Source organism: Streptomyces sp. DSM 118878 (genome assembly GCF_052936595.1).
This window is the reverse complement of record NZ_CP193622.1, coordinates 142893-155416: the sequence shown is the minus strand read 5'-3', so window position 1 is coordinate 155416 and position 12524 is coordinate 142893. Positions and strand designations below refer to the sequence as shown.

Annotated in this window: 11 protein-coding genes and 2 pseudogenes; 3 read left to right on the top strand and 10 right to left on the bottom strand. The window is 71.4% G+C overall.

Annotated features, from left to right (window positions below; genetic code table 11):
* Positions 1 to 18 precede the first annotated feature (18 nt).
* A complete protein-coding gene (locus tag ACRAKF_RS00610; protein ID WP_447034681.1) occupies positions 19 to 726 on the bottom strand; it encodes an alpha/beta fold hydrolase in 708 nt (235 codons plus the stop codon).
* 11 nt (positions 727 to 737) lie between these two features.
* Positions 738 to 1877: a cupin domain-containing protein gene (locus ACRAKF_RS00605; protein WP_447034680.1), complete on the bottom strand. Its 1140-nt coding sequence runs from the start codon at positions 1875 to 1877 to the stop codon at positions 738 to 740.
* Between the two features lie 242 nt (positions 1878 to 2119).
* On the opposite strand from ACRAKF_RS00605, the gene ACRAKF_RS00600 reads away from it, so the two are divergent.
* Positions 2120 to 3118 carry a LacI family DNA-binding transcriptional regulator gene (locus ACRAKF_RS00600; protein WP_447034679.1) on the top strand — a complete coding sequence of 333 codons (999 nt, stop codon included), beginning with the start codon at positions 2120 to 2122 and terminating at the stop codon, positions 3116 to 3118.
* A gap of 4 nt (positions 3119 to 3122) precedes the next feature.
* On the opposite strand, the gene ACRAKF_RS00595 is transcribed toward ACRAKF_RS00600, so the two are convergent.
* From ACRAKF_RS00595 to ACRAKF_RS00585, 3 genes are all read right to left on the bottom strand, one after another.
* Positions 3123 to 4532, bottom strand: coding sequence for an amino acid permease (locus ACRAKF_RS00595; protein ID WP_447034678.1), 1410 nt, complete (start codon positions 4530 to 4532; stop codon positions 3123 to 3125).
* Positions 4533 to 4664: 132 nt separating this feature from the next.
* The gene (gene hisD, locus ACRAKF_RS00590; RefSeq protein WP_447034677.1) at positions 4665 to 6026 is read right to left on the bottom strand and encodes a histidinol dehydrogenase; all 1362 of its coding nucleotides are present in this window, start codon (positions 6024 to 6026) and stop codon (positions 4665 to 4667) included.
* 154 nt (positions 6027 to 6180) lie between these two features.
* Positions 6181 to 7092 (bottom strand): LysR family transcriptional regulator, encoded by a 912-nt coding sequence (locus ACRAKF_RS00585; RefSeq protein ID WP_447034676.1) that lies wholly within the window; start codon positions 7090 to 7092, stop codon positions 6181 to 6183.
* 120 nt (positions 7093 to 7212) lie between these two features.
* On the opposite strand from ACRAKF_RS00585, the gene ACRAKF_RS00580 reads away from it, so the two are divergent.
* On the top strand, positions 7213 to 8100 hold the full coding sequence (locus ACRAKF_RS00580) for a carbon-nitrogen hydrolase family protein (protein ID WP_447034675.1): 888 nt from the start codon (positions 7213 to 7215) through the stop codon (positions 8098 to 8100).
* A 227-nt stretch (positions 8101 to 8327) separates the two neighbouring features.
* Complete coding sequence (locus ACRAKF_RS00575; protein WP_447034674.1) at positions 8328 to 8771, top strand: nuclear transport factor 2 family protein; 444 nt, start codon at positions 8328 to 8330, stop codon at positions 8769 to 8771.
* 192 nt (positions 8772 to 8963) lie between these two features.
* Here ACRAKF_RS00575 and ACRAKF_RS00570 read toward each other — a convergent pair whose 3' ends face one another.
* From ACRAKF_RS00570 to ACRAKF_RS00550, 5 genes and pseudogenes are all read right to left on the bottom strand, one after another.
* Positions 8964 to 9749, bottom strand: a complete 786-nt coding sequence (locus ACRAKF_RS00570) for a glucose 1-dehydrogenase (protein WP_447034673.1) — start codon at positions 9747 to 9749, stop codon at positions 8964 to 8966.
* 40 nt (positions 9750 to 9789) lie between these two features.
* Entirely contained in the window at positions 9790 to 11073 is a 1284-nt protein-coding gene (locus tag ACRAKF_RS00565) for an MFS transporter (protein ID WP_447034672.1), read from the bottom strand.
* Between the two features lie 41 nt (positions 11074 to 11114).
* Positions 11115 to 11318: pseudogene (locus tag ACRAKF_RS00560) on the bottom strand (cyclophilin-like fold protein); the annotation flags it as partial.
* A gap of 60 nt (positions 11319 to 11378) precedes the next feature.
* Positions 11379 to 11789: a (R)-mandelonitrile lyase gene (locus ACRAKF_RS00555; RefSeq protein WP_447034671.1), complete on the bottom strand. Its 411-nt coding sequence runs from the start codon at positions 11787 to 11789 to the stop codon at positions 11379 to 11381.
* An 82-nt stretch (positions 11790 to 11871) separates the two neighbouring features.
* Positions 11872 to 12407: pseudogene (locus ACRAKF_RS00550) on the bottom strand (alcohol dehydrogenase catalytic domain-containing protein).
* Positions 12408 to 12524: the final 117 nt, after the last annotated feature.

Sequence of the window (12524 nt, the reverse complement as noted above, 5' to 3'; positions counted from 1 at the left end):
GGTTACGGGGGTGGGATCTCAGTGGGCGGTGACAGCGGTGACAGCGGTGACAGCGGTGACCAGGTCCCGCAGCGCCGCGCCCACGGCGTCCGGCCGCTGCCACGGGACCAGGTGGCCGGCGTCGGGGAGTTCGCGCAGACGGGAGCGTGGCAGGGCCTCGGCGATGGCGTGGTGGAAGGCGGGCGGGCAGAGCGTGTCCCGGCTGCCCGCGAGGACGACGGAGGGGCAGCGCGCCGAGCGCAGCGCCGCGAGCGCGTCCTCGCGGGTGGGCTGGGCGGCGAGCTGGGCGCGGGTGGCATCGGGGCCCACGGCCCGAGCCATGCGGCGGTAGCGTTCGGCGTCCGCCGCGGACCGGCGCCGGTCGGGGAACATGTCCGGCAGCGTGCGCTCGACCACCTCCGTGAACCGGCCGGCCGCGATGAGGGCATCCAACTCCCGCCAAGTAGCCCGCTGTTCGGGTCGAGGGGCGGCGGCGTTCGTCGCCATCACGCACATTCCGGCCACGCGCTCAGGTGCCCGCCGCAGCACTTCGAACCCGACGATGGCGCCAAGGCTGAGCCCGACGAGCACGAACGGCCCGTCCACCGCGGACAGCACATCGTCCGCGAGCGCGCCGATGCTCGGCCGCCGCAGCGTGACGTGATGGACGGCGTGGCCCTCGGGGAAGGTGACGTCCGACCACAGGCCCGCGTCGCAAAGCATGCCGGGGACCACGACCAGGGGCATCGGCGCGCCGGTCACCAGCGGCGCGCGGAGCGGGGGAGCAGCGCGTACGGGGCGACGTACCCGTTGTGGTCCAGGCCCAGGCCCGCGTCGGCGGCTGCCTTGAGGACCTCCTCGTCCCACTCCAGACGGACCCGTCCGTCCCCGGAGTTGACCACCAGGAGGTCGGCCTCCTCCTCGCCGACGTTGCGCAGCGTGCGCCAGGCGTCCTGCGGCACCGACAGCATGTCGCGCGGGCCCAGGCGCACCGAGACCGGGTCGGTGCGGTTGAGGGTGACCTCCCACAGGCCGTCCTTGACGATCAGCGTCTGCGTCTCTTGTTGGCGGTGCTGCGAGACACCCTGTCCTGGCGCGGCACGCAGCCAGGCGAGATTGTGGCCGTGCGGGTTGAACACGCGCGGCTCCTGGTGCGGGTCCTCGGTCATGCCGTACCCGATGACGCAGCTCAGGCGCGCGCCGCCGCCCGGCAGGCCGCTGTCGAGGAAGGGGTGCTCCGACCACACGAGCTCGTCGGCCGCGGCGATCCGGCGCTTCATCTCCTCGGTGCTGTAGTGGCGCAGCCGGTCGATGTGCTCCTGTGCCATCGGCGTGGCCCGTTCGGACTCCGGCGGGAGGGTGTCCCCGGCGACGGTGTCGACGAGCTGGTTGTCGGCGCTGAGGTAGAGGCCGTGCTGTGCCGCCTCACGCAGGACCGAGGGGCCCCAGATGATGCCGCCGGTGCGGTCCATGCCGAGCACGGTGAACAGCCACCCGTCGTCCGGCCCCGTGTTGGTGAAGCCGCGGAAGATCCAGGTGGGCACGGACACGATGTCGCCGGCCTTGAGGGGGAGTTCACCCTCGTCGCCGTCGGCACCCCAGCGCAGTAGGTATTCGCCGGCGGTGCAGATGAACACCTCGGCGGTGTAGTGCAGGTGCAGGTTGTTGGTGATGCCGTGCGGCATGGCGGCGGCACCGATGTTGTAGCCGTGCGGCAGCCGCAGGTTGACGTGCTGGCCGGAGGACTGCGAGACGCCCGGCCCGATCATGGCGTAGTTCTGCTTACGGTCCGAGCCGGGCGTACGGCAGTCGATGAAGGCCTGGTTGCAGGAGACGAAGTCGCTGCGGCGCACCGTGCGGCGCTCCAGTTCGGACGTGGACACGACGGCATCGGGCATGGGGGCTCCCTGGATGGACGGGCGAGGAAGAGTGGAATACGTATGCATTGCCATGACAGGCTCCGGGGGTGTGTCCTGTCAAGGGGTTCGAATCGGATTTCGCGGCGGCACTGGCGGCAGTCGACGAGTAAGCCGCGATCAAGGCGGACGGAGAAGACATACGTATAGGGGTCGGCGTACGTATACTGTCCGGGCCCCGGTTCCGGTGCCGGGCGGTACGAGGTGTCGGCGAGGAGAGAGACATGGCGATCACGAGTCACGACGTGGCGAGACTCGCGGGTTTCTCGCAGCCCACGGTGTCCCGCGCCTTGCGTGACGACCCCCGTGTCTCGCAGGCCACCCGCGAGAAGATCAAACGGGCCGCCCAGGCGCTCAACTACGTACCCAGCGAAGCAGGCCGCACTCTGTCGACCCGGTCCACCCACCGGGTCGGCGTCATCGTGACCGACATGACCAACCCGTTCTACCCGCACATCGTCGCGCCGCTCCACGACGAACTGCAGCGGCTCGGTTACCGGATGATGCTGCTCACCGAGCGCTCCGACGAGGCGGTTGCCGAGGAGAAGCTGCTGGACCAGTCACTCGACGGCGTCGTCCTCGCGACCGCCACCACCGATTCGCGTCTGCCCGCCCTGCTGGAGCGCCGCGGCATGCCTTACGTGTTCCTCAACCGGGACACCGGCCGGCCCGGCGACTTCGCCTCCGTCGTCGACAACGAGGGCGGCGGACGCCTGGCCGCGCGGGAGCTGGTCGCACTCGGTCACCGCCGCATCGCGGGTATCTTCGGCGCGGCCAACACCACGACAGGGCGCGAGCGCGAGCTGGGCTTCCGGCTGGCCCTGGCCGACAGCGGCATCGGACTGCCGGATGACCGCGTGGTGCGCGGCGCGTTCGAGTACGAGACCGGGTACGCGGCCCTGCCCTCCCTCCTCAAGGCGGCCGAATCGCCCACCGCCGTCTTCTGCGGCAACGACGTGGTCGCCATCGGCGTGCTCAACGCCGCGCTCGCGGCGGGCGTCAAGGTGCCCGACGACCTCACCGTCATCGGCTTCGACGACCTGCCCATGGCGGCCTGGGAGGTGTTCCGCCTGACGACCGTCCGGCACGATCTGGACGAACTCGCCTGCCAGGCGGCCCGGTTGCTGGACAGGCGGATCGCCGGCGAGGCCGATGCCGACGGCGAACGCCTCGTCCTGCCGACCGAGTTCGTCCCGAGAGCCACCCACGCCAAGGCCCGCTGAACCGTCACGACCCAATGGTCGCGCGCACGGGCTCGACGGCGGCGTCCTCGGGCTCCGCACCACGTCGCTGCCGCACCACACCCACGGTGGCCAGCACCGCGGCGAGCCCGAGAGAGAGCCACAACTCCTGCCGGTGGCCGGGCAGTACGGCCATCAGGACCAGCACCCCGGCGATGAACGCGATGGTGGCCAGCGTCAGAAAGGGAAAACCCCACATGCGCACATCGGTCGGCCGGTCGCCCTTGCGGCGCACGGCGTACTGCGTCAGCGCGATGACCATGTACATCATCAGCGCGATCGCTCCGCTGGAGGCGATGAGGTACGAGAACACCTCCGGCAGCAGGTAGTTGCCGAACACCGCGGCAATGCCGACGACCGTCGACGCGAGCACCGCGTTGCGGGGCACCCCTTGCGGCGACGTCCGGGCGAAGGCGGCCGGGGCGTCACCGCGCCCGGCCAGCGAAAACAGCATCCGTGAAGCCGTGTAGACGGCGGAGTTGAGGCAGCTGCACACGGCGACCACCAGCACCACGTCCATGATCCGGGCGGCGCCCGGGATGTTCATCCGGTCAAGGACCGCCTGATAGGACCCCGCTCCCAGATCGTCGGCGTTCCAGGGCACCAGGCAGACCACCACGAGGATCGAGCCGATGTAGAAGAGGCCCAGGCGCCACACCACCGCGCGGATCGCCTTCTTGATGTTCTTGCGCGGCTCCTCGGACTCCGCGGCCGCGATGGTGACGATCTCGCTGCCCTGGAAGCTGAACATCGCGGTGAGCAGACCGGCCAGGATCGCCGTGACACCTTGCGGGGCGAAGCCGCCGTGGCTCCACAGATTCGACACACCATGGGCGTCGGACCCCGGCAGCACTCCGAACACCGCGAGCGCCCCGAGGACCAGGAACGCCACGATGGCGACGACCTTGACCAGCGAGAACCAGTACTCGAACTCGCCGTAGTTGCGCACTGCCAGCAGGTTGCTGCCGGTCAGCGCGAGGATCACCGCGAGGGCCGGTATCCAGCTCGGGACCGAGGTGAGCCCCGCGACGACCTCCCCGGCCGCGATGGCCTCGATGGGGATGACGAGGATGTAGAACCACCAGTACAGATACCCGATGGAGAACCCGGCCCAGCGGCCCAGCGCCCGGTCCGCGTACGTGGAGAAGGAGCCCGTGTCGGGGTTGGCGACGGCCATCTCGCCGAGCATCCGCATGACGAGCACCACCAGGGCGGCGGCCAGCAGGAACGAGACGATCACGGCCGGACCCGCGGTGGCCACGGCGGCCGACGAGCCGACGAAGAGACCGGCGCCGATCACCCCGCCGATGGAGATCATCGTGATCTGGCGGCCCTTCAGGCCCTGGGTGAGCGCCGCGCCCGCGGCGGGGGACGGCTCAGGAGGAGGGTGTTGCATGTGACGATCCTTGGCTCGCGGACGAGGGGGAGCCACGCCGCGCCTGAACGGCACGCAGGTCCCGGAAGAGGGGTGGGCCGGGGACGGGCGCCGTGGACGACGCTGCCCCCGGCCCGGCGGTGAGAGGAGCGGTCAGAGCTGCTCGCGCAGCGCGGCCGGCACGTCGTCGAACGCGCCCGAGGTGCGGCCGACCCTGTCGATGCGCAGCGTCGCGGTCGCGCCGTGGGCCGCCAGGCCCTCGAAGGCGGAGATCCGCTCGACGGCCGGGGCGAGCGCCGCCGTGCCCTCCTTCGCGGCCCGCTGGTACGTCAGTGGCTTGAGGAACCGGGAGACCGACAGGCCGGCGTTGTACCGTGCGGTCTTGCCCGTCGGCAGCACGTGGTTGGTGCCGGCGATGCCCTTGTCCGAGTACGCGACGGTGGACCACGGCCCGATGAACAGCGACCCGTAGTTGGAGAGGTTCTCCAGGTAGAAGTCGTCGTCCTCGGTGTGCACCTCAAGGTGCTCGGGGGCGATGACGTCCGCGACGGCGACGGCGGCGTCCCGGTCCTCGACCACGATGACGGAGCCGAAGTCACGCCAGGCCGGACCGGCGATGTCGCGGGTGGCCAGGGAGGTGAGCCGGCGCTCCATCTCCGCGACGACGGCCCGCCCGGTCCGCTCGGACGTGGTGATCAGCGCGGCGGGGGAGTTGGGCCCGTGCTCGGCCTGGCCCAGCAGGTCGGCCGCCACCCACACCGGGTCGGCGCTGTCGTCGGCGATGACCGCGACCTCGGATGGGCCGGCGAGCAGATCGATGCCGACCCGGCCGAACAACTGCCGCTTGGCCTCGGTGACGAACGCGTTGCCCGCGCCGACCAGCATGTCCACCGGAGCCTCGCCCAGCAGACCGAACGCCATCGCGCCGAGCGCCTGCACGCCGCCGAGGGCGAACACCCGGTCGGCGCCGGACAGGTGGGCGCCGTACAGCACCGCGGGGTGGGCGCCGTGCTCGCCGGACGGCGGTGTGCACGCCACCACCGTGGGTACACCGGCCGCCTTGGCGACGTTGACCGTCATGAACGCGCTGGCCAGCAGCGGGAACCGGCCGGCCGGAAGGTAGGCGCCGACGCGGGAGACCGGCACGTACCGCTGACCGCCCTTCACGCCGGGGGCGAGCTCGATCTCGAAGTCCGTCAGGTGCTCGCGCTGCGCGGCGGCGAACCGGTGGGTGCGCTCGTAGCCCATCTCCAGGGCGGTGCGGACGTCCGGGGGCAGGGCGTCCCCCGACTTCTTCAATTCAGTGGCGGGAACCTCCAGGTCGCCGGACCAGCCGTCGAGCTCCTGGGCGTAGGCGCGCACCGCGTCCATGCCCTTGTGCTCGATGTCCGTGAGCATCTCGGAGACACGCTCGACCACCTTCGGGTCGCGCTGGGCGGGCGGGCCGTCGACGGACGGCTTCTTGAGCCACTGGAGGGGAGGCAGGGACTGGGCTTCGTCGTGCGTGATCTGCATGGCGAGGACGCTAGACGGGCTTCTGTCACAGGACTAGATGGGCGATTCCTGTCCCATCCGCAGGGTTTTCCTGTGGCGTCTTCCTGTGGCGTCTTCCTGCGGCGTCTTCCTGTGGCGCCTTCCTGTGGCGTTGTCCCGCCTCGGGAGATGCCCCTCATACGCCGCGCGCGACGCGGATCTCGCGCAGGGTGTCCTCGGCGATGCGGGCCATCTCACGGGTCGCGCGGGACAGCGGGTGCCCGCGGCGCCGCACCAGCGCGATGGTGTCGTAGAGGGGGTCGGCGAAGGGAGCCGTGTGCAGCCCCGCGGGGAACGCCGGACTGTCGACCACGGCGCGGCTGGCGATCGTGTCGCCGACCCCGGTGGTCACCAAGTTCAGAGCGGCTTCCACGTGTTCGAGCTCGATCAGCGGGTCGACCCGGACCCCCGCGTACTGAGCGCGTTCGGCGAGCTGCCGCCGCGTCGGGTCCTGCCAGCCGTAGTGCGCGTCGTACAGGACGAGGGGTGCCCGGGCGAAGTCATCGATGGTCACCGGCGTACGGGTGCGTTCCTCGCTCGCGCTGACGTAATACACCTCGTCGCGCAGCAGGGGTGTCACCTGGAGTCCCTCGTCGTCGACGGGGAGCACGACCAGGCCCGCCTCGATGCGTCCCGTCGCCACGGCGGCCGCGGTCTCCGCCGAGTTCTGCCCCACGAGCCGCACCCGCACCGAGGGGTAACGGGCGTGGAACAGCTGCACCAGGTTGGACAGCAGGTAGTAGTCGGCGTTGCGCAGCACCCCGAAGGTGGCGGTGCCGCCGCCGAGCGAACCGAGGGAGTGCACGGCCCGGGTTCCGCTGTCGGCCGCCTCCACGGACTGCTGGGCGTAGGGCAGCAGCTCCTGCCCCGCCGAGGTCAGGGCGAGGGTGCGGCTGCCGCGCACGAACAGCTCGGCCTCCAGTTCCGCCTCCAGGCGGCGCACCAGTTCGGAGGCGGATGCCTGGGCGATGTCCATGGCCCGCGCCGCCGCGGTGAACGACCCGAGCCGCTCCGCTTCGACGAAGGCCCTCAGCTGGTTGAGGGTCATGCGGCCACAGGCTAGTCCTGTGCCTGCCGCAGGAAACAGCGGGGTTGTCCACTGAGCGACGGGCTGATTGGCTCGATCAGGCCCCGCACACCGCTCCTGCCCGGAAGGTCCCGCCCGCCGATGACCAGCCCTCTGTCCATCTGTCTAGTCCAGTCGGCCGCGTTCCACCACGCCGCGGACGACGGCCTGGACGCGTTCGCGGCGGACGTACGCCGCGTCACCCGCGCCCACCCGGGCGCCCGGCTGCTGGCCTACCCCGAGCTGCACCTGTGCGGCCACCGGCCGGACGAGGAAGCGGAGACGGTGATGACGGCGGCCGCCGAGCCGCTGGACGGCCCCCGCGGCGCCCGCCTGGCGGACCTCGCGCGCGAGACAGGCGTGTGGCTCGTGCCCGGCAGCGTCTACGAGCGCGGTGCCGACGGCATGGTCTACAACACGGCGCCCGTGTACTCGCCCGAGGGCGAGCGCGTCGCCGCGTACCGGAAGATCTTCCCCTGGCTCCCGTACGAGACCACGGCGCCCGGCACGGAGTTCGTCGTCTTCGACATGGACGGGTACGGGCGCGTGGGCCTGTCCATCTGCTACGACGCCTGGTTCCCCGAGGTCACCCGGCACCTGGCCTGGCAGGGCGCCGACCTAGTCCTCAACCTCGTGCGCACACCGACCGTCGACCGCACCCAGGAACTCGTTCTCGCCCGGGCCAACGCGATCGTGAACCAGGTCGCCGTGGCCAGCGTCAACGCGGCGCGGCCCGACGGGAACGGGCGCAGCCTCGTCGTCGACCCCGAGGGCCGGGTGTGTGCCGAAACCGACTCCGCCACGGACCAGATCGTCACGAAGGTCCTCGACCTGCGCGAGGTCCGCCGGGTGCGCACCCAGGGCACGGCGGGCCTGACACGGGTGTGGGACCCGTTCGCAGCCGGTCAGGTACCGCTCGAACTGCCCTTGTACGAAGGTCGCATCGACGCCGAGCGCTGGCGGCAGGCGCTCCCGGCCGACCACCGGTAGCGCCGCGACGGGACTCGGCGGTCACCGTGTCCCCCCGGCGGTCCACGATCACGCGGTGCTTGGACCCGTGCCACCCGCGCCCGAGGTTGTCGGGCAACGATCCTCCCAACACCTGAACAGGCGCCCGGGGCACCGGACTTCGGAGGTAATCGCCTCGGCCGGACTGTGTGGGCTAGGTTGGCGACTCGCCGCGTGAGCAGGACGCGGACCTTACGGAGGGGATAGACATGTCCATAGCCACATCCACGAATACACGGGCCGCGGTCGAGGAACTGCTGCGCAGGATCGGTGAGGGCGACCCCGAGCGCATCGCCGAGCTGTACGCCGAGCCGGGTGATTGGAAACTGAACTGGCCGGAGGCTGAGCACGGTCGTACTGCCACGCCCTGGATCCGTCATCGGTCCACCCGGGCCGACGCGGCCGCCCACTATCGTGAGATTGCCGAGCACCACGTGCCGGAGCAGGTGGCGACCGAGGTCGAGCGCATCATCATCGACGGAAACGATGCGGTCGTGATCGGCGAGATTCGCCAGACCGCTCGGTCCACCGGACGTGCGTATCGCGCGCGGTTCGCCATGCACCTCACCTTCGAAGACGGCTTGGTCACTCGGCACCACATCTATGAGGACAGCCTCGCCGTTGCCCAGGCGTTCGATCCCGAAGGCCAGTGAAAGCCACCGTGACGTGCGGTTGGCGACCTGGTCGCGCCTCTCCGGGCGCGCTCTTCTCCCGGCTCGCGCCTCTCCCGGCTCGTGCCGCTGATACCGCGCTTGCGCAGGTAGGCGCAGAGGTCGGCGCAGGTAGGCGCAGGTAATACGGTCCAGGTCTGGGATGCCGGGGCGGCGACGGCGGAGGGTGGTTGGTTACTGCGCGGTGTAGCCGCCGTCGACGGGCAGGGCGATGCCGGTGACGTAGCCGGCGCCGTCGCTGCACAGCCACAGGACGGCCTGCGCGATCTCGTCGGCGGTGCCGAGCCGGTCGATGGCCTGGCCCGCCTCGGCCTGGGCGCGGTCGAGTTCACCGCCTTCGACCATGGATTCGACCATCGGGGTGCTGATCGTGCCGGGACAGACGGCGTTGATCCGGACGCCGCGGGACCCGTATTCAAGGGCGGCGCTCTTGGTCAGGCCGATCACGCCGTGCTTGGTGGCGTGGTAGGCGGCGCGGCCCGGGTTTCCGACGAGGCCGCCGAGCGAGGAACAGTTGACGATCGCGCCGCTGCCTTGCGTGCGCATGTGGCGCAGTTCGTGCTTCACGCTGGCCCAGACGCCCCGCAGGTTGACGCCCTGGACACGGTCGAACTGCTCCGCGCTCTCGTCGGCGGCATCGGTGGGCGGAGGCATGATCCCGGCGTTGTTGTAGGCCATGTCGAGCCGCCCGAACGCTGCGACGGTGCGGTCGACGGCGGCGGCGACCTGCTCCTCGTCGGTGACGTCGCAGACCAGCGCGAGAACCTGGTGGCCGTCGTCGGCGAGCTGCTCGGCGGCGGCGTTGACAGCGGCCTCGTCGATGTCGGCGAGGCCGACGGCCGCGCCTGCTTCGGCGAAGGCGCGGGCGGTGGCCAGGCCCATGCCCGAGGAGGCGCCGGTGACGAAGGCGACCTGACCGGTGAAGTCGTAGGTGGGGTAGGTGGGGTAGGTGCGGTTCATGATGGTGGCTCCCAACGAAGTCGTACGGGCGGCGTGGAGTTCAGCGGGCGGTCGTGGCAGTGGTGCCGGCCGTTTGGCGCGGTCCGTCGGTGTCGGTGGTGCGGCGGGCGACGATCCGTGAGGAGCCGGTGGTGCCGCACAGCGCGAGGGCGATCAGCGGCAGCAGGGTGAGCGCGGCGAAGAGGGCGCCGACCAGGGCGGGACCGGTCAGGCCGAGCGAGGAGTCCAGGGCCCGGCCCGCGACGAGGGACCCGGCGGCGATGCCGGTGTTGTAGCCGGAGGTGGTCAGCGCCGAGGTGAGGGTGGGGGCATCGCCGGCGAAGCGGACGGCGAGGGAGGTGACGACCGGGTTGACGGTGAACCCGGCCAGCGCCATGCCGAAGACCAGGACCACCGCGGCCACCGGACTGTTCGAGGCGGGGACCAGGGCCAGCAGGATGAGGGAGGTGGCCGCCGACGCGGTGATCGTCGTGACCATCGGGCGCCGGTCCCCGAGACGGCCGCCGATCGCCGTGCCGCCCAGCGCACCGATGCCGAAAGCGATCAGGACGAGCGGCACGGCACCGGCCGGGATGCCCGCCCGGTCGGTCAGCAGCGGCGTGATGTACGTGTACGTCGCCAGGACACCGCCCATGATCAGCACGGCCGCGCCGAGCGCCAGCCACAGCCGCCCCTGCTTGAGGGCCCGGACCTCGGCCCGCACCGACACCTCGGCCCGCTGCTCCGTTCGGGGGATGAACCGGCCGACGAACGCGGCGGCCAGCGCGGCGAGGACGGCCAGCGCCCAGAACGGGCCGCGCCAGCCCGTGTACTGCCCGACGAACGAGCCGATCGGCACGCCGACGACGTTGGCGAGCGTGAGGCCGCCCATCATCACGCCGATCGCCCGCGTGGCGCTCGCGGGCCCGGCGGCGGTGGTGGCGATGACGAAGCCGACGGCCCAGAACGCTCCGGTGGCCAGGGCGGTCACCACCCGGGCGGTCAGCACGACGGTGAACGAGGTACTCAGGGCGGCAACCGCGTGGCCGAGGGCGAAGACGGCGAGGGCGCCGATGAGGGTGTGGCGCTGAGGCAGGCGCAGGGTGGCCATGGCCATCGTGGGCCCGCCGACGATCATGCCGACGGCGAACGCGGTGATCAGCAGACCGGCGTGGGACACGCTCACGTCGAGGTCGGTGGCCATCTCGGGCAGCAGCCCGGCGATGACGAACTCGGTGGTGCCCATCAGGAACGTGCCGGCGGCGAGCACCCAGACGACGAAGGGCAGCTTGCCGGGGGCGGACCCGGGGGCGGACCCGGGTGCGGACCCGGTGGCGGAGGGCATGCGAAAACTTCTTCCCGTACGAGGTGGGGTGGTGGGCGCGGTCAGGAGGAGGCCTCGATGGTGATGCGGCCGGCCCCGGACAGTTGGTCGGCGGCGGCGGCGGCGTCGGCCTCGGCGCCGGTGTCGGCGTCGGCGTTGGCGTTGGCGTCGGTGTGGCCGAGGACCAGCAGGTCTGCGGAGGCGGAGGGGCCGTCCTTGGGGAGGATGGCGAGGTTGCCCCACGGCGCGAAGTAGGCGATGTCCCCGTTCGTCCACGTCCGTGGGGCCCTGCGGACCTCGGCGAACCTGGACCAGGGAGCCCCGGGTTAGCTGGTGGCCGGGGGCTGGGCGTACTCCTCGTCGGTGACGGGATTGAGCCAGTGCACGACGTCGTGGGTGTCGTCGCCCTCGTTGATGGCCAGGTGGACCATCAGCCGATTCGGCGCGGCACCGTGCCAGTGCTCCTCGTCGGCCTCGAACAGGACGCGGTCGCCGGGCCGGATGACTTCCACCGGTCCTCCCCGGCGCTGGCACAGGCCGATGCCTTCGGTGACGAAGACGGTCTGGCCCAGCGGGTGGCGGTGCCAGTGTGTGCGGGCGCCGGGCATGAAGTGCACCAGGCCGGCGGTGACGCGGGACGGGGCGGGGGCCGCGGCGACGGCGTCGATGTAGACGTCGCCGGTGAACCAGTCCGCCGGGCCCTTGGCGGTGTCGATCGAGCTGCGGGTGATCTGCATGGAGACTCCTCGTACGAGTGTGTGGCGGGGTGGGTCTACGAGCGTGTGGCGGGGTGGGTCAGGGGGTGTGTGGCGGGGTGGGTCAGGGGGTGGGGAGAGTCTTGATGGCGGGGCGTTCGTCCGTGGCCTTGCAGCCCTCGGCGACTTGGTCCAGGGACAGGGTGAGGTTGAAGCCCCTGCCCGGGGCGGTGTCGATCGCTCCGGCAAGGACGCGGTCGATGAGGTCGGGCCGGGCCGGGCAGGTAACGGCGGACGGGGGCGGGGCCGCCGTGCAGGCCGGCGTGGGAGAAGGACAGCTCCTGCCCGTCGAGTGCGACGTCGTGCGGGCCAACCGCGCACAGACCGACCGCGCCGTCACCGACCACCACGGCCGTCGAGCCGGGCTTGACCGAGGTGACCTCCGGCCCGACCTCTTCCACGAAGCCGACGTACTCGTGGCCCATCGGACGCGCCGCGCCGGGGGGCTCGGCACCGCGGTACGGCCACAGGTCCGACCCGCACACGCAGGTCGGACACGGCGGCCGTGCGGATGATCGCATCGGTCGGCTGAAGGATCTTCGGGTCCTCCAGGGCTTCGAAGCGGATGTCGCCGGGGGCGTGGATCACTGCGCCGCGCATGAGAGGTTCCTTTGCGTACCGGGTACAGGTGCGGCCCCGGAGCCCGGGCGGCGGACCGCCCGAGCCGAGCCGGGTGCGGGGCTCCGCCTTCTGCCTCCGTGGCGGGAAGGAGAAGCA

Coding starts and splice junctions, on each gene's coding strand:
- ACRAKF_RS00585 (WP_447034676.1), bottom strand. CDS start 7,092: ATGACCCTCAACCAGCTGAGGGCCTTCGTCGAAGCGGAGCGGCTCGGG.
- hisD (WP_447034677.1), bottom strand. CDS start 6,026: ATGCAGATCACGCACGACGAAGCCCAGTCCCTGCCTCCCCTCCAGTGG.
- ACRAKF_RS00555 (WP_447034671.1), bottom strand. CDS start 11,789: ATGCAGATCACCCGCAGCTCGATCGACACCGCCAAGGGCCCGGCGGAC.
- ACRAKF_RS00580 (WP_447034675.1), top strand. CDS start 7,213: ATGACCAGCCCTCTGTCCATCTGTCTAGTCCAGTCGGCCGCGTTCCAC.
- ACRAKF_RS00575 (WP_447034674.1), top strand. CDS start 8,328: ATGTCCATAGCCACATCCACGAATACACGGGCCGCGGTCGAGGAACTG.
- ACRAKF_RS00600 (WP_447034679.1), top strand. CDS start 2,120: ATGGCGATCACGAGTCACGACGTGGCGAGACTCGCGGGTTTCTCGCAG.
- ACRAKF_RS00605 (WP_447034680.1), bottom strand. CDS start 1,877: ATGCCCGATGCCGTCGTGTCCACGTCCGAACTGGAGCGCCGCACGGTG.
- ACRAKF_RS00570 (WP_447034673.1), bottom strand. CDS start 9,749: ATGAACCGCACCTACCCCACCTACCCCACCTACGACTTCACCGGTCAG.
- ACRAKF_RS00610 (WP_447034681.1), bottom strand. CDS start 726: ATGCCCCTGGTCGTGGTCCCCGGCATGCTTTGCGACGCGGGCCTGTGG.
- ACRAKF_RS00565 (WP_447034672.1), bottom strand. CDS start 11,073: ATGCCCTCCGCCACCGGGTCCGCACCCGGGTCCGCCCCCGGGTCCGCC.
- ACRAKF_RS00595 (WP_447034678.1), bottom strand. CDS start 4,532: ATGCAACACCCTCCTCCTGAGCCGTCCCCCGCCGCGGGCGCGGCGCTC.